The organism is Stenotrophomonas sp. YJH_SMC_12-1 (assembly GCF_059370935.1).
The window spans coordinates 95,172-111,709 of the sequence record NZ_JCAFUD010000005.1 but is presented as its reverse complement, the minus strand read 5'-3'; the positions used below and the strand labels follow the sequence as shown (position 1 = coordinate 111,709).

Sequence of the window (16,538 nt, the reverse complement as noted above, 5' to 3'; positions counted from 1 at the left end):
CGATGATGGTTCGAGCCCCTCGTTCCCCTGCGGCCGGGCTCACGATCCGCCGAGTTCGGCCAGGATCGCCTGGCCACATTCCCTGCTCTGCCACAGCACCTGGCCGATCACGCTGCGCTGGTCGCAGGCCGCCATCAGCAGCAACGGCACGCGCCCCTCGGCCTGGATCGCCAGCATCAGCACCTTGCCGCCCGCGGCCTCCAGCATCAGCGTCTGCAGATCCCCAAGCACAAGTTCGCGTCCCACTGCTGCAGCCAGCGCCAGCATCGCGCTGGTCATCGCTGCCAGGCGTTCACCGCGCCCTTCGGCACCGGCACTGACCAGGGCGAAGCCATCCACACTGGCCAGCACCACCGTGCGTATGCCTTCCACCCGCTGCTGCAGGTCTCGCAGCAAGGGCTGCAGGCGCTCACGCTGGCCGGCGTCGGGCAACAGCGCCACCTGCCCGTCAGCCATGCGCGGCCACCAGTGCGTGCGCTTCCATCTCGCCCATCAATACATCCATCAGCAGCAATCCCTGTTCGCGGTCGCGGGTATCCACGGCCAGTAGCGGCAGCGGCTGGTCATCAAGGCAGGCACGGGCGGCCCAGTCATCCAGCGCGGCGTGCGGTGCCTGGTCGAGATGGGTGACGGCCACTACCAGCGCCAATGACGATGCGAACGGCCGCAACACCTGCAGATAATCCTCCAGTTCGGCAACCACGCCCGCGCGCCGCGCATCCAGCAGCAGCACGGCGCCGCGGGCGCCCTGCAGCAGGATCGGCCAGAGGAAATCGAAACGCTGCTGTCCCGGCGTGCCATACAGGCGCAGCCGCTCGCCATTGGGCAGGTCGATATCTGCATAGTCCAGGGCGACGGTGGTGGAGGCCTTGTCGGCACCGAGGCGGTCGCTGTTGGCCACGTCGGTGTCGACCACCGCGCCGGCCGCGATGCTGCGCACCAGGGTCGACTTGCCACTGCCCATGCCGCCCAGCACCACCACCTTGTGCTCACGCATTGCGCTCGCTCCCACGCAGGTGACGCCACAGGCGGGCGAGCAGGCCGTTGTCAGCGCCGGCAGCGCGTTCCGGCAGCGGTACCGCCGGCGCTACCTGCAGCTGCGCGTAACCGCACAGGTAAGCGGCATGGATGAAATCGCGCACGGCCGCAGGCGGCAGATCAAGCAACATCGCGCACTCGTCCACCGTGCACGCGCGCTTGAGCAACAGCGAGCACAGGCGGAAGCCATCATGGTCATGGCCCAGCACACGGAAGTCGGGCCAGCGCAGCAGCTTTACCGAAGCACCGCGCAGGCGTTCGTCCAGTGCCTGCCAATGGCGGCTGCGCTGCGCCCATTGCCACAGCAGCGGCCGCAGTGGCTGGCGTGGCCGCTCACCGGCCAGGCCATGCAGGCGTGCGGGTGTCAGCGCATCCAGCTGCAGGCGTTCGAAGGCATCGGCCAAACGCTCCACCAGGGCCGTAGCCGGTTCCTGCAGCAGCACGGCCTGGTCATGCTCAAGGTCCATCAGCAGCAGTGGCTCGCCCGCATCACTCAACAGGGCCTGGCCCTGTCGCAGCGGCAGCCGCTCGCGCAGCAGACGGGTGATGGCATGCGCACCATCAGCCAGGCGGACCGGTGCGGGTGCGTGCATGGCCAAGGGCTCCACTGCCAACTGCATGCGACGCAGCGCGCGACCGATGGCACTGTCATCAAGCACGTCCTGGTGCCCGTCGCCATCACGCAGCTGGCCGCCGATGTCTTCGATCCAGCACTGCAGTCGCGGACGCTGCTGGCGCATGCGCTGGGCCGCGTTGCGCAGCGCCGGCGTATCGCGGATGACCAGCAGGTCGCAATCGTCCAGGTCCTGGCTGCGGCGGATCTGGCCGTCCGGCAGGGCCGATGCCAAGCGCAGCCGCTGCAGCAGGGCCTGCTCGCCCTGGATGTCGGTTCCCACTACCAGCACGCGTGCCATCCGTGTTCCCCGTGCGGCCACCTCCCCGGTGGCCTCGCGTCGCCAAGGCTAGGGCATCGCCAGCGGCAGCCGTCGTGATCGACTGCTCAGATCGAGGGCGGTTGCAGACGGTGTCCGATCAGTTCTGCGACGGCCATCGCGGGCAAGTTTCATGCCTCGTTGACGACATTCCGACAGCCGACGGGAATCACGGTTCTGGACGCGGGTCGAATGGGGTGAGATCCCTTTTGCATGGCAAAAGGGTTCTGACCCGGAGCCCAAAAGAAACCCGCGCCGAAGCGCGGGTTCCGGTGTCACGACCGAACGGCGATGGATCAGCCGCGCAGCTGCTCCAGCGCGGCGTTGAAGGTCGCGCTCGGGCGCATCGCCTTGCTCGCCTTGGCGACGTCCGGGCGGTAGTAGCCGCCGATGTCCACGGCCTTGCCCTGCACCGCGATCAGCTCTTCGACGATCTTCTGCTCGTTGTCGGTCAGTGCCTTGGCCAGCGGTGCGAAGCGTGCCTTCAGTGCCGCATCTTCGTCCTGTGCGGCCAGCGCCTGCGCCCAGTACAGCGCGATGTAGAAGTGGCTGCCACGGTTGTCGATGCCACCCAGCTTGCGCGACGGCGACTTGTCGTTGTCCAGGAACTGGCCGTTGGCTTCGTCCAGCGCCTTGGCCAGCACGCGGGCGGCGGCGTTGTCGTAGCGGTTGCCCAGGTGTTCCAGCGACGCGGCCAGGGCCAGGAACTCACCCAGCGAATCCCAGCGCAGGTAGTCCTCTTCGACGAACTGCTGCACGTGCTTCGGGGCCGAACCACCGGCGCCGGTCTCGAACAGGCCGCCACCGGCCATCAGCGGCACGATCGACAGCATCTTGGCGCTGGTGCCCAGCTCCATGATCGGGAACAGGTCGGTCAGGTAGTCGCGCAGCACGTTGCCGGTCACCGAGATGGTGTCCTCGCCCTTGCGGATGCGGTCCAGCGAGAACGCGGTGGCTTCCACCGGCGGCAGGATGCGGATGTCCAGGCCGGTGGTGTCGTGGTTCTTCAGGTACTGCTCGACCTTGGCGATGACCTGCGCGTCGTGGGCGCGGGCGGCATCCAGCCAGAACACGGCCGGGGTGCTGCTCAGGCGGGCGCGTTCGACGGCCAGCTTGACCCAGTCCTGGATCGGAGCGTCCTTGGTCTGGCACATGCGCCAGATGTCACCCGCTTCCACGGCGTGTTCGAACACCACGTTGCCGGCATCGTCGGTGACCTTGACCACGCCGTCGGCAGCAATCTGGAAGGTCTTGTCGTGCGAACCGTACTCTTCGGCCTTCTGCGCCATCAGGCCGACGTTCGGCACCGAACCCATGGTGGCCGGGTCGAAGGCGCCGTGCGCCTTGCAGTCGTCGATGACGGCCTGGTACACGCCGGCGTAGCAGCGGTCCGGGATGACCGCCTTGGTGTCCTGCAGCTTGCCTTCGGCGTTCCACATCTTGCCCGAGTCGCGGATCATCGCCGGCATCGAGGCGTCGACGATCACGTCGCTCGGCACGTGCAGGTTGGTGATGCCCTTGTCCGAATTGACCATGGCCACGCCCGGACGCTGCGCGTACTCGGCGGCCAGGTCCGCTTCGATCGCGGCGCGGGTGGCTTCCGGCAGCGACGGCAGGCGCGCGGCCAGGTCACCGATGCCGTTGTTGGCATCGAAACCGGCCTGCTTGAGCACGTCGGCGTGCTTGGCCAGCACGTCCTTGTAGAACTCGTTGACCGCCACACCGAACATGATCGGGTCGGAGACCTTCATCATGGTCGCCTTCAGGTGCAGCGAGAACAGCACGCCCTGGGCCTTGGCATCGGCGATCTGCTCACCGATGAACGCGGCCAGCGCCTTGCGGCTCATGACGGCGGCATCGACGATCTCGCCGGCCTTGACCGCGGTCTTTTCCTTCAGCACGACGGCGCTGCCGTCCTTGCCGTGGAAGGTGATCTTCAGCGCACCGGCGTTGGCCAGGGTGGCCGACTGCTCGCTGCCGTAGAAATCGCCGGCGGCCATGTGCGCGACGTGCGACTTCGAATCCGACGCCCAGGCGCCCATGCGGTGCGGGTGCTTGCGCGCGTAGTTCTTCACCGACAGCGGTGCACGGCGGTCGGAGTTGCCTTCGCGCAGCACCGGGTTCACCGCACTGCCCTTGACCTTGTCGTAGCGCGCCTTGTAGTCGCGCTGCTGGTCGTCGGCCGGGGTCTCCGGGTAATCCGGCAGCGGATAGCCCTGGTCCTGCAGTTCCTTGATGGCCGCCTTCAACTGCGGCACCGAGGCGGAGATGTTCGGCAGCTTGATGATGTTGGCGTCCGGGGTGGTCGCCAGCTGGCCCAGCTCGGCCAGGTCGTCGCTGACCTTCTGCGCGTCGGACAGCAGTTCCGGGAACTGCGACAGGATGCGGCCGGACAGCGAGATGTCACGGGTTTCCACCACGATGCCGGCAGTGGCGGTGTAGGCGTCGACGATCGGCAGCAGCGACTGGGTCGCCAGGAACGGTGCTTCGTCGGTCAGCGTGTAGAGGATCTTGGACATGGGGGACTTGGACTCTGTAGCAATGCTCAGGGGAAGGCCGGCGCCAGCGCCGGGCCACGTGCAACCGTGTCGCTTTCCCCCGTCGCCGTCAGGGTGGGCGCGCGGCGGGGAAACCCCTGCATTGTCGCGTTTTCAGCCGCGCGGGGCAAAGCCGCGCCATACGCGGCGGTACTGCACGCCGGCAACGCTGTGATCCATCCACGCACGGCGTGGATCTGCGCGAACGCCGCCGTCAGTGGATCCACGCCATGCATGGATGAAGCCAGCCACCGGCCAATAAAAAAGGACGCAGCCTTGCGGCTGCGTCCATCGTGAGTCCTGCCGGGAGAGAGTCGGCAGGACTTACTTGACCTCGAACTCCTGCGGCGTTCCAGCCGCCTTGCCATCGACCGTGACCTCGGCGCGGTACTTGCCGGCCGGCCAGCCCTTTGCATTCTTGAACGTGACGTTGGTGGTCTCCGCGCCGCTGGCATTCAGGGTCGCGGTCTGTTCGCCGGCCACCTGGCCGTCCTGGAAGGTCAGCTTGGCACCGACATTGACGTTGTTTGCGGCGCCATCGGTCTTGACCGAGACGATGACATCATCCTTCGGCGAGAACAGTGCAGCCGGGGCGACCGATTTGTCGGCGGCAGCGGTCTTGCCCACGGTGACGGTGGAAACGCTGACCGCGGCAGCTTCCGCCATCGGCGGCGGTGCACCGGTCATCGGTGCCGGCGCTGCCGGCTCGGCCGGAGCCGTGGCGGCCGGAGCGGCGTTGGTGTCGGTCGACTCTTCCTTCTTCTTGCAACCGACCAAGGCAACGCTGCCCAACAGGGCGGCGATCAGGGCGGTCTGGAGCGGGGTGGTCTTGATCATTCGGGGTTCCTCCCAGGGATTGTCGGACGGGGTTTGATCGCCGGCTTACTTCGGCGGCAGTTTCAGGGTCTGGCCCGGGAAGATCTTGTCCGGGTCGTCAAGCACATCGCGATTGGCTTCGAAGATCTTCTTCCAGGCGTTGGCGTCGCCCAGATGCTGCTTGGCGATCTTCGACAGCGAGTCACCCTTCTGCACGGTATAGGTGCCGCCGCTGACGATCTCGGCGGTGCTGTCCACCGAAGCGCTCACGCCGGAGAAGTCCGCCTTCGGCACCTGCTCGGCGGTACTGTCGACGCTGGCGCTGACGCCGGAGAAATCGGCTTTCTTCTCGGTACTCATCCACAACTCCCGTCTGCATGACTACGTGGCTCGCACGGTGCCATGGCGGTTGTTAAATGGGGATGGTGCAGATGTGAAGCCGCCCCGGGGGGCGGCTGAACAATCGGGAGAGACGGTGCCCGGTAGTGCCGGCCGCTGGCCGGCTGTGCCAGAGGGATCCGGCCTTGGCCGATTGCCGGGCATGGCCCGGCACAACGGGCAACCGCCTGCGGCGGTTACTGGCGCAGTTCGCGGTAGGTCGCGGCCGGGGCGGCAATGCCGGGACTGGCGCGCCACGGGTTGATGTCCAGGCCGCCACGGCGGGTATAGCGCGCCTCGACTTCCAGCCATTGCGGCTGGCAGCGCGCAGACACCTCGCTGAAGATCCGCTCAACGCACTGCTCGTGGAACTCGGCGTGCTCGCGGTAGCTGACCAGATAGCGCAGCAGGCCGGCACGATCGATCTTCGGCCCGCGGTAGCGCAGGCTGACCGTCGCCCAGTCCGGCTGGCCGGTGACCGGGCAGTTGGACTTCAGCAGTGCCGAGACCAGGGTCTCCTCCACCACCTCACCGGCATTGGCCGAGAGAAAGTCCGCCTGCGGCGGGCCGTAGCAGTCGATCTCCAGCTCCAGCCCGTCGATGGATTCACCGAGCGGCGTCTCGCGCAGGCCCGGCAGCCCGAACTCGACCTGGACCGGCGCACCGGCACAATCCGACAGATCCGCCACGATGCGCGCGCGCAGTGCCTCGGCGCTGTCGATGCGGGTGCTGTTGAGGGAGTTGAGGTACAGCTTGAACGACTTCGATTCGATCAGCCGCGGCGAGGTGCACGGCACCTGCACGGTGGCCACGGCCACCTGCGGCTTGCCACGCGGGTCGAGCCAGCTCAGCTCGAAGGCGTGCCAGCGGTCATGGCCGACGAACGGCAGCGCGGCCTCATCGAGGCCGATCTCGGCGCGGGCGCCGCTGCGGGGGATGGGAAACAGCAGGCCGGGATCGTACTGCGACGGGTAACTGACCTCGCGACCGAGGCTGGAATCCTGTGGGGTGTTCATGGGGGTCATTGTATCGCGCGGACGGCGGGCCTTCGGCCGGGCCGGCCAACGGCGGAGCCCCTCCGTGGTGGTTCAGGCACGATCTCGGGGTCGGCCGGGAGGGTGGGTTGGCTGGGGGCCGCTGCAAGTACGTCCATGTAAGCTCGGTCGCCGCATCCATGCGGCTCACGCCCCCAGCCAACCCACCCTCCCGGCCATGGACAATTTCCCGCGCCACCACGGGAAAGATCAGAAAAATCAAGATCAAAAGCCGATCCTTCAGACGTTCATGACGTCCGCCGTGCCGACCAACGGTCGGCACCCACCAACAGCAGCGGGCACCAACAGCCGCGGGAAACTGTCGAAGGCGGGGTGGGTCCGGTTGAGGGGGTGTCCGCGGCATGGATGCCGCGGCCAAGCCCCCATGGACGGGTTTACGGCGTCCCCCTCAACCGGACCCACCCCGCCATCCCACGGAATGCCCGCTTTTGACGTTGACGTTGATTTAGGCGGGTGCGGGGCTGCAAGCCCTGCCGGAAACCCTCACCCCGCAGGCGTGCCTGCACCGTTCAAGTAATCCAGGCTCACCTGCAGCAACGCGCGCAGTCCGACATCCAGCGCCTTCTCATCCAGCAGGAACTTCGGCGAATGATTGGCCGGCGCCGTCGCCGGGTCGATGCCCACGCTGGTGGAACCGACGAAGAAGAACATGCCCGGCACTTCCTTCGCGTACAGCGAGAAATCTTCCGCGCCCATCTGCAGCGGTGGCTCGTACACGTTGTCCTTGCCCACCACCGCCTGCAGGCTCGGCAGCATCTTCGCGGTCAGCGCCGGGTCGTTCACCGTGGCCGGGTTGCCTTCCGATTCGTAGATGTCGGTCACCGCCTTCGCACCGTGCGCGGCGGCGGTGTGTTCGGCCACGTTGCGCAGGTCGGCGAAGATCTGCTGGCGCATGCCCTCGTCGAAGGTGCGGATGGTGCCGACCATCTCCACCTCGTCCGGAATGATGTTGTAGCGGATGCCGCCGTTGATCGCACCGAAGGTCAGCACCGCCGGTTGCTTGGACAGGTTGGCGCGGCGGCTGACGATGGTCTGCGCGGTACCGACCAGATCGGCCGTGGCCACGATCGGGTCGACACCGTTCCACGGTGCGGAGCCGTGCGTCTGGCGACCGATCACCTTGATGCCGAAGCGGTCCGAGGCTGCCATCAGCGGACCGCCACGCACGGCGATCTGACCGGCCTGCACGCTGGAGAACACATGCAGGCCAAACACCGCCTCCGGCTTGAAGTCGGCGAACAGGCCTTCCTTCAGCATCAGCGCGGCACCGCCCTCTTCCGGCGGCGGTGCGCCTTCCTCGGCCGGCTGGAAGATCAGCATCACCTGGCCCGGCAGGTCCTTCTTCATCGACACCAGCGCTTCGGCCACGCCCAGCAGGGTGGCGGTGTGCGCGTCATGGCCGCAGGCATGCATCACGCCCACGGTCTGGCCGCGGTACTGGTCGGTGGCCTTGGAGGCGAACGGCAGCCCGGTCTGCTCGGTCACCGGCAGCGCGTCCATGTCCGCACGCAGCGCGATCTTCGGGCCGGGCTTGCCGCCTTCGATGATCGCCACCACGCCGTGGTGGGCGATGCCGGTCTTCGGCTTCAAGCCCATCGCACGCAGGCGCTTGGCGACCTCGGCCGAGGTGCGCACCTCGCGGTTGGACAGTTCCGGGTGCTGATGGAAGTCGCGGCGCCATTCAACCACCTTGGCCTGCAGGCGCTGGGCAGCGGCGGTCACTTCGGGGCGTTGCCCGTCCTGGGCGTGGGCAACGGCCGGCAGGGCCAGCAGCAGGGCGGACAGCAGCAGCGAACGGCGCATCGCAATCTCCACAGCAAGAGGGGTCCAGCTGAATGTAGGGCAACACCGCCGCCACGGGAACCTCCGCGGCCGGATCCGGTCTTAGCGCCCGTCCCATCCGTCATGCAGGAAACGTGATGTGGCACAGGTATGCTTTGCGCATTGCCAACCGGGGCCGCGCCCCGTCCAGCCCTCTTGGAGTCCTCGTAATGTCACGTGTTTGGAAGATCGTGCTGCTGGTCGTGGCGGTTCTGGTGCTGGCCGTGGTCGGCCTGCGCGTCATCGGCGGGGGCAAGGACAAGGCTGGAAAGCCGGCAGCGGGAGCGCGCAAGGGTGGCGAAGACCCGGATGCCGGCCCGGTGCCGGTGACCGTGGTCGAGGCCACGCACCAGGACGTACCGGTGTATGCCAGCGCACTGGGTACCGTGACGGCAATGAACACCGTCACCGTCAGCCCGCAGGTCGGTGGCCAGCTGATGAGCCTGAACTTCCGCGAAGGCCAGGAAGTGAAGAAGGGCGACGTGCTGGCAGTGATCGATCCACGCACCGCCCAGGCCAGCTATGACCAGGCCGCGGCAGCCAAGCGCCAGAACGAGGCGCTGCTGGCCACCGCGCGCTCCAACTACCAGCGCTCCAATGCGCCGGAGTACCGCCAGTTCGTCGCCAAGACCGATCTGGATACACAGCGAAACCAAGTGGCACAGTACGAAAGCGCAGTCGCGGCGAACGAGGCCAGCATGCGCTCGGCACAGGTGCAGCTGCAGTACACCAGGGTCACCGCACCGATCACCGGCATCGCCGGCATCCGCGCGGTCGACGCGGGCAACGTGGTCAACGCCGGCACCGCGCTGGTCACCCTGACCCAGATCCACCCGATCCACGTCCTGTTCAACCTGCCCGAACGCCAGCTCGGCGACGTGCGCCAGGCGCAGGCCGCCGGCGCGGTGCCGGTGGCGGCACTGGACCGCGCCGACTCGCACGTGCTGTCCGGCGACGGCAAGCTGGACGTGGTCGACAACCTGATCAGTGCCGACAGCGGCACCTTCAAGGCGCGCGCGCTGTTCGACAACACCGACAACGGCCTGTGGCCGGGCCAGTTCGTCAACGTGCGCATGCAGCTGCGCACGATTGCCGGCGGCGTGGTCATTCCGACCCAGGCCGTGCTGCGTGGGCCGGATGGCGAGTACGTCTACGTCGTGCAGGGCGACAACACGGTGAAGATGCAGACCGTGCGCAGCGGCGTGGAAGTGGGCGACAGCCAGGTGCAGATCGCCGAAGGCCTGAAGGGCGGCGAGCGGGTGGTCAGTGAAGGCCAGTTCCGCCTGAAGCCGGGCAGCAAGGTCACCGCGCTGAAGCCGGGCGAAACCCCGGCCGCACCGACCGAGGCCGAGCTGAAGGCGGCCGAACAGAAGAACGGTGGCGGCGGTGGCCGTCGCGGTGGCGGTCCGCGCTGAGCGCAGGCCACGGTTCTCCCTCGCGCCGGCGGACCCGCCGGCGCCGACATTGAAGTGCCAGCAAGGATCAGTCCGTGGGCTTTTCGACGATCTTCATCCGCCGCCCGATCGCTACCTCGCTGTTGATGGCGGGCCTGTTGCTGCTGGGCATCCTCGGTTACCGCAAGCTGCCGGTGTCGGCGCTGCCGGAAATCGATGCGCCCAGCCTGGTGGTCACCACCCAGTACCCCGGCGCCAACGCCACCACCATGGCCTCGCTGGTCACCACGCCGCTGGAGCGCCAGTTCGGCCAGATCTCCGGGCTGGAGCTGATGACCTCCGACTCGTCGGCTGGCTTGTCCACGATCATCCTGCAGTTCTCGATGGACCGCGACATCGACATCGCCGCGCAGGACGTGCAGGCGGCGATCCGCCAGGCCACCCTGCCCTCGTCGCTGCCCTACCAGCCGGTCTACAACCGGGTGAACCCGGCCGACGCGGCCATCGTCACCCTGAAACTGACCTCTGACACGCGCCCGCTGCGCGACGTCAACAATTACGCCGACTCGATCCTGGCCCAGCGCCTGTCGCAGGTGCAGGGCGTCGGCCTGGTCTCGATTGCCGGCAACGTGCGCCCGGCCGTGCGCATCCAGGTCAATCCGGCGCAGCTGTCGAACATGGGCCTGACCCTGGAACAGCTGCGCAGCGCGCTCACCCAGGCCAACGTCAATGCGCCCAAGGGCTCGTTGAACGGCAAGACCCAGTCCTACAGCATCGGCACCAACGACCAGCTGGCCAGCGCCGCCGAGTACCGCGACACCATCATCAGCTACAAGAACGGCCGCCCGGTGCGGCTGTCCGACGTGGCCGAGGTGGTCGACGGCGTGGAGAACGACCAGCTGGCGGCCTGGGCCGATGGCAAGCCGGCGGTGCTGCTGGAAGTGCGTCGCCAGCCGGGCGCCAACATCGTGCAGACCGTCGAGCGCATCCGCGCGATCCTGCCCCAGCTGCAGGGCGTGCTGCCGGCCGACGTGCACCTGGAGATCTTCAACGACCGCACCGAGACCATCCGCGCCTCGGTGCATGAAGTGCAGTTCACCCTGATCCTCACCATCGGCCTGGTGGTGGCGGTGATCTTCGTGTTCCTGCGCCGGCTGTGGGCCACCATCATCCCCTCGGTGGCGGTGCCGCTGTCGCTGGCCGGCACCTTCGCTGTGATGGCCTTTGCCGGCATGTCGCTGGACAACCTGTCGCTGATGGCGCTGGTGGTGGCTACCGGCTTCGTGGTCGACGATGCGATCGTGATGATCGAGAACATCGTGCGTTACATCGAGCAGGGCAAGAGTGGCAAGGAAGCGGCCGAGATCGGCGCACGCCAGATCGGCTTCACCGTGCTGTCGCTGACGGTCTCGCTGGTGGCGGTGTTCCTGCCGCTGCTGCTGATGCCTGGCGTCACCGGCCGCCTGTTCCACGAGTTCGCCTGGGTGCTGAGCATCGCCGTGGTGCTGTCGATGCTGATCTCGCTGACGCTGACCCCGATGATGTGCGCCTACCTGCTCAAGCCCGACGCCCTGCCCGAAGGCGAGGACGCGCACGAGCGTGCAGCGGCGGCCGGCAAGCAGAACCTGTGGACGCGCACCGTCGGCCTGTACGAGCACAGCCTGGACTGGGTGCTGGGCCACCAGCGCCTGACCCTGGCCGTGGCCGGCGGCGCGCTGGTGCTGACCGTGCTGCTGTATGTGCTGATTCCCAAGGGGCTGCTGCCCGAACAGGACACCGGCCTGATCACCGGCGTGGTGCAGGCCGACCAGAACATCGCTTTCCCGCAGATGGAACAGCGCACAAGGCAGGTTGCCGAAGCGCTGCGCCAGGATCCGGACGTGACCGGCGTGTCGGCGTTCATCGGTGCCGGCAGCATGAACCCCACGCTCAACCAGGGCCAGCTGTCGATCGTGCTGAAGGAGCGCAGCCAGCGTGATGGCCTGGATGAGATCCTGCCGCGCCTGCAGAAGGCGGTAGCCGGTATTCCGGGCGTGGCCCTGTACCTGAAACCGGTGCAGGACGTGACCCTCGATACCCGCGTGGCCGCCACCGAATACCAGTACTCGCTGTCGGACGTGGACAGCGCCGAAGTGGCCACGCAGGCCACGCGCCTGACCGAAGCGCTGCGCAAGCGCCCGGAACTGGCCGACGTGGACAACAACCTGTCCAACCAGGGCCGCGCGCTTGAACTGAACATCGACCGCGACAAGGCCAGTGTGCTGGGCGTGCCGATGCAGACCATCGACGACACGCTCTACGATGCGTTCGGCCAGCGCCAGATCTCGACCATCTTCACCGAACTCAACCAGTATCGGGTTGTGCTGGAAGTGGCGCCGGAGTTCCGTACCAGCACCGCGCTGATGGAACAGCTGGCCGTGGCTTCCAACGGCGCCGGCGCGCTGACCGGCACCAATGCCACCAGCTTCGGCCAGGTCACCTCGTCCAACTCGTCCACCGCCACCGGCATCGGCGCGCAGAACACCGGCATCACGGTCGGCGCCGGCAACATCATTCCGCTGTCGGCGCTGGCCGAAGGCAAGGTCAGCAGTGCGCCGCTGGTGGTCAGCCACCAGCAGCAGCTGCCGGCAGTGACGGTCTCGTTCAACGTGGCGCCGGGCTATTCGCTGTCCGAAGCGGTGCGTGCGATCCAGGAGACCAAGGACAGCCTGGACATGCCGGCACACCTGCATGCCGAGTTCATCGGCAAGGCCGCCGAATTCACCGGCAGCCAGACCGATGTGGTGTGGCTGCTGCTGGCCTCGCTGGTGGTGATCTACATCGTGCTCGGCGTGCTCTACGAGAGCTACATCCACCCCATCACGATCATCTCCACGCTGCCACCGGCCGGCGTCGGCGCGCTGCTGGCGCTGATGCTGTGCGGGCTGAGCCTGTCGGTGGACGGCATCGTCGGCATCGTGCTGCTGATCGGCATCGTCAAGAAGAACGGCATCATGATGGTGGACTTCGCAATCGAGGCGCGTCGCGCCGGTGCCAACGCGCATGAAGCGATCCGCCGCGCCTGCCTGCTGCGCTTCCGCCCGATCATGATGACCACCGCCGCGGCCATGCTCGGCGCACTGCCGCTGGCGCTGGGCACCGGCATCGGCTCGGAGCTGCGCCGCCCGCTGGGCATCGCCATCGTCGGCGGCCTGCTGCTGTCGCAGCTGGTCACGCTGTACACAACGCCGGTGATCTACCTGTACATGGAACGCTTCTCCGAATGGCTGGCGCGCCGCCGCGAGCAGCGCGCACTGCGCAACGGTTCGCTGCAGGAGCCGCAGGCATGATCCACGCGCCGCTGCTGCGGTGGGCCGCACGATGAACCTGTCCGGCCCCTTCATCCGCCGCCCGATCGGCACCGCCCTGCTGGCCATCGGCCTGTTCATGGTCGGCCTGATCTGCTACCTGCGCCTGGGCGTATCGGCACTGCCGAACATCGAGATCCCGGTGATCTTCGTGCACGCCAGCCAGTCCGGCGCGGATGCGGCGACCATGGCCTCGACAGTCACCGCGCCGCTGGAGCGCCACCTCGGCCAGCTGCCGGGCATCGACCGCATGCGCTCGTCGAGCTCGGAAGGCAGCTCGCTGGTGTTCATGATCTTCCAGAGCGGCCACAACATCGATTCGGCCGCGCTGGACGTGCAGACCGCGATCAACTCGGCGCAGGCCGACCTGCCTTCGGGCATGGGTTCGCCGATGTACCAGAAGGCGAATCCGAACGACGACCCGGTCATCGCCATCGCGCTGACCTCGCAGACGCAGTCGGCCGACGAGCTGTACAACGTCGCCGACTCGCTGCTGGCCCAGCGCATCCGCCAGATCAGCGGCGTTGCTTCGGTCGACATCGCTGGCGCTTCGACGCCGGCGGTGCGTGTGGACGTCAACCTGCGCCTGATGAACACGCTCGGCCTGACCGCCGATGACCTGCGCAACGCCGTGCGCGCGGCCAACGTGACCTCGCCCACCGGCTTCCTCAGCGACGGCAACACCACTACCGCGATCATCGCCAACGACTCGGTGGCGCGTGCCGCCGACTTCGCCGACCTGGTGGTCAAGACCCAGGGCGATGGCCGGGTGATCCGCCTGAAGGACATCGCCAACGTCTACGACGGCCAGCAGGATGCCTACCAGGCCGCGTGGTTCGACCACAAACCGGCGGTGGTGATGTACGTGTTCACCCGTGCCGGCGCCAACATCGTGGAGACCGTGGACCGGGTCAAGGCGCAGATCCCGACCCTGCGCGATTACCTGCAGCCCGGCACCACGATGACGCCGTACTTCGACCGAACGCCGACCATCCGCTCGTCGCTGCATGAAGTGCAGATCACCCTGCTGATCAGCCTGGCGATGGTGGTGCTGACCATGGCGCTGTTCCTGCGCCGGCTGGCACCCACGCTGATCGCCGCGGTGACCGTGCCACTGTCGCTGGCCGGTGCCGCGCTGGTGATGTACGTGATGGGCTTCACCCTGAACAACCTGAGCCTGCTGGCGCTGGTGATCGCCATCGGCTTCGTGGTCGACGATGCGATCGTGGTGATCGAGAACATCATGCGCCACCTCGACGAAGGCATGCCGCGGATGCAGGCGGCGCTCACCGGCGCGCGCGAGATCGGCTTTACCATCGTCTCGATCACCGCCTCGCTGGTGGCGGTGTTCATCCCGCTCCTGTTCGCCAGCGGCATGATGGGTGCGTTCTTCCGCGAATTCACCGTCACCCTGGTGGCGGCCATCGTGGTGTCCATGATCGTCTCGCTGACGCTGACTCCGGCGCTGTGCAGCCGGTTCCTCAGCGCGCACGACCACAGCGCGCCGCCGTCGCGCTTCGGCCGCTGGCTGGATGCCGGCCATGAGCGCATGCTTCGCGTCTACACCGTGTTCCTCGACTTCTCGCTGCGCCACGCGCTGCTGCTGTCGCTGACCCCGCTGATCCTGATCGGCGCCACCGTCTTCCTGTTCGGCGCGGTGAAAAAGGGCGCGTTCCCGCCGCAGGACACCGGCCTGATCTGGGGCCGCGCCAATTCCAGCGCCACGGTGTCCTTCGAGGACATGGTCGCCCGCCAGCGTCGCATCACCGACATGCTGATGGCCGACCCCGCGGTGAAGACCGTGGGCGTGCGCCTGGGCAGCGGCCGCCAGGGCTCCAGCGCACAGTTCAACATCGAGCTGAAGTCGCGCAGCGATGGCCGTCGCGAAACCACGGCGCACGCACTCGCACGGCTGAGTGCCAAGGCCGACCGCTACCCCGACCTGCAGCTGCGCCTGCGCGCGATCCAGGATCTGCCCAGCAACGATGGCGGCGGTTCCAGCCAGGGCGCGCAGTACCGCATCTCGCTGCAGGGCAACGACCTGGCATCGCTGCAGGAATGGCTGCCCAAGCTGCAGGCGGAGCTGAAGAAGAACCCCAAGCTGCGCGATGTCGGTACCGACGTGGACAACGCCGGCCTGCGCCAGAACATCCAGATCGACCGCGCCAAGGCCGCACGCCTGGGTATCACCGTGGGTGCCATCGACGGTGCGCTGTACGGTGCGTTCGGCCAGCGCCAGATCTCCACCATCTATTCGGACATCAACCAGTACAGCGTGGTGGTCAACGCCCTGCCCTCGCAGACCGCCACCCCCGCCGCGCTGGACGAGGTGTACGTGCGTGCGCGCAACGGCGACATGGTGCCGATCACCGCGGTGGCCACGCAGATGCCCGGCCTGGCCCCGTCGCAGATCACCCACGAGAACCAGTACACGACGATGGACCTCAGCTACAACCTGGCTCCGAACGTGAGCATGGGTGAGGCCAAGGCGATCATCGACGCGACCGTGGCCGGCATGCGCATGCCTGGTGACATCCGCCTGGCCGATGATGCGGGCTTCGGCTTCAACTCCGACCCCAGCGACATGCTGATCCTGGTGTTCGCCGCGATCCTGACCGTGTACCTGGTGCTGGGCATGCTCTACGAGAGCCTGATCCATCCGGTCACCATCCTGTCCACGCTGCCGGCGGCGGGCGTGGGTGCACTGCTCGCGTTGTTCGGCACCAACACCGAGTTGTCGGTGATCTCGATGATCGCGCTGGTGCTGTTGATCGGCATCGTCAAGAAGAACGCGATCATGATGATCGACTTCGCGCTGGTGGCGCAGCGCGAGCATGGCCTGGCACCGCGCGATGCCGCGCGCGAGGCCAGCATCGTGCGCTTCCGCCCGATCATGATGACCACGATGGTGGCGATCCTGGCGGCGGTGCCGCTGGCGATCGGCCTGGGCGAAGGCTCCGAACTGCGCCGCCCGCTGGGCATCGCGATGATCGGCGGCCTGCTGTTCTCGCAGAGCCTGACCCTGCTCAGCACGCCGGCGCTGTACGTGATCTTCTCGTGCCTGGCCGAACGCTGGCGGGCCCGTCGCGCGCGCAAGCGCGAAGCGAAGCTGCTCAAGCGCGCGCAGCGTGCGTAGAACGGCCCATCCACGCATGGCGTGGATCCAAGGGTAGAGCCGGCCGCTGGCCGGCTTTCTCGGTACGGCAAATCTGCCGGCCAG

11 protein-coding genes are annotated in these 16,538 nt (G+C 67.3%); 3 read left to right on the top strand and 8 right to left on the bottom strand.

Annotated elements, in window-relative coordinates:
• Positions 1–39 precede the first annotated feature (39 nt).
• The 8 genes from AC5P8Y_RS10815 to AC5P8Y_RS10780 all read right to left on the bottom strand — a co-directional run bounded on the left by AC5P8Y_RS10815 (position 40) and on the right by AC5P8Y_RS10780 (position 8,559).
• Positions 40–456, bottom strand: a complete 417-nt coding sequence (locus AC5P8Y_RS10815) for a roadblock/LC7 domain-containing protein (RefSeq protein WP_005411281.1) — start codon at positions 454–456, stop codon at positions 40–42.
• Positions 449–997, bottom strand: a complete 549-nt coding sequence (locus tag AC5P8Y_RS10810; RefSeq protein ID WP_005411282.1) for a GTP-binding protein — start codon at positions 995–997, stop codon at positions 449–451. Before AC5P8Y_RS10810 ends, AC5P8Y_RS10815 begins: the two co-directional genes overlap by 8 nt.
• Positions 990–1,952 (bottom strand): hypothetical protein, encoded by a 963-nt coding sequence (locus AC5P8Y_RS10805; RefSeq protein WP_111108773.1) that lies wholly within the window; start codon positions 1,950–1,952, stop codon positions 990–992. Before AC5P8Y_RS10805 ends, AC5P8Y_RS10810 begins: the two co-directional genes overlap by 8 nt.
• 314 nt (positions 1,953–2,266) lie before the next feature.
• Positions 2,267–4,489 carry an NADP-dependent isocitrate dehydrogenase gene (locus AC5P8Y_RS10800; RefSeq protein ID WP_033833567.1) on the bottom strand — a complete coding sequence of 741 codons (2,223 nt, stop codon included), beginning with the start codon at positions 4,487–4,489 and terminating at the stop codon, positions 2,267–2,269.
• A 342-nt stretch (positions 4,490–4,831) separates the two neighbouring features.
• Entirely contained in the window at positions 4,832–5,344 is a 513-nt protein-coding gene (locus AC5P8Y_RS10795) for a hypothetical protein (RefSeq protein WP_005411286.1), read from the bottom strand.
• 45 nt (positions 5,345–5,389) lie between these two features.
• Positions 5,390–5,683: a LysM peptidoglycan-binding domain-containing protein gene (locus tag AC5P8Y_RS10790; protein WP_005411287.1), complete on the bottom strand. Its 294-nt coding sequence runs from the start codon at positions 5,681–5,683 to the stop codon at positions 5,390–5,392.
• Between the two features lie 215 nt (positions 5,684–5,898).
• Positions 5,899–6,717, bottom strand: coding sequence for an NADPH-dependent 7-cyano-7-deazaguanine reductase QueF (gene queF / locus AC5P8Y_RS10785; RefSeq protein WP_033833570.1), 819 nt, complete (start codon positions 6,715–6,717; stop codon positions 5,899–5,901).
• Between the two features lie 522 nt (positions 6,718–7,239).
• Entirely contained in the window at positions 7,240–8,559 is a 1,320-nt protein-coding gene (locus AC5P8Y_RS10780; protein WP_111109105.1) for a M20 family metallopeptidase, read from the bottom strand.
• Positions 8,560–8,747: 188 nt separating this feature from the next.
• Here AC5P8Y_RS10780 and AC5P8Y_RS10775 point away from each other — a divergent pair, with 188 nt between their 5' ends.
• The 3 genes from AC5P8Y_RS10775 (at position 8,748) to AC5P8Y_RS10765 (ending at position 16,454) form a co-directional block, all read left to right on the top strand.
• Positions 8,748–9,992 carry an efflux RND transporter periplasmic adaptor subunit gene (locus AC5P8Y_RS10775; protein ID WP_111109104.1) on the top strand — a complete coding sequence of 415 codons (1,245 nt, stop codon included), beginning with the start codon at positions 8,748–8,750 and terminating at the stop codon, positions 9,990–9,992.
• 74 nt (positions 9,993–10,066) lie between these two features.
• A complete protein-coding gene (locus tag AC5P8Y_RS10770) occupies positions 10,067–13,300 on the top strand; it encodes an efflux RND transporter permease subunit (RefSeq protein ID WP_005414680.1) in 3,234 nt (1,077 codons plus the stop codon).
• A gap of 31 nt (positions 13,301–13,331) precedes the next feature.
• A complete protein-coding gene (locus AC5P8Y_RS10765; protein ID WP_111109103.1) occupies positions 13,332–16,454 on the top strand; it encodes an efflux RND transporter permease subunit in 3,123 nt (1,040 codons plus the stop codon).
• The last annotated feature ends 84 nt before the right edge of the window (positions 16,455–16,538 follow it).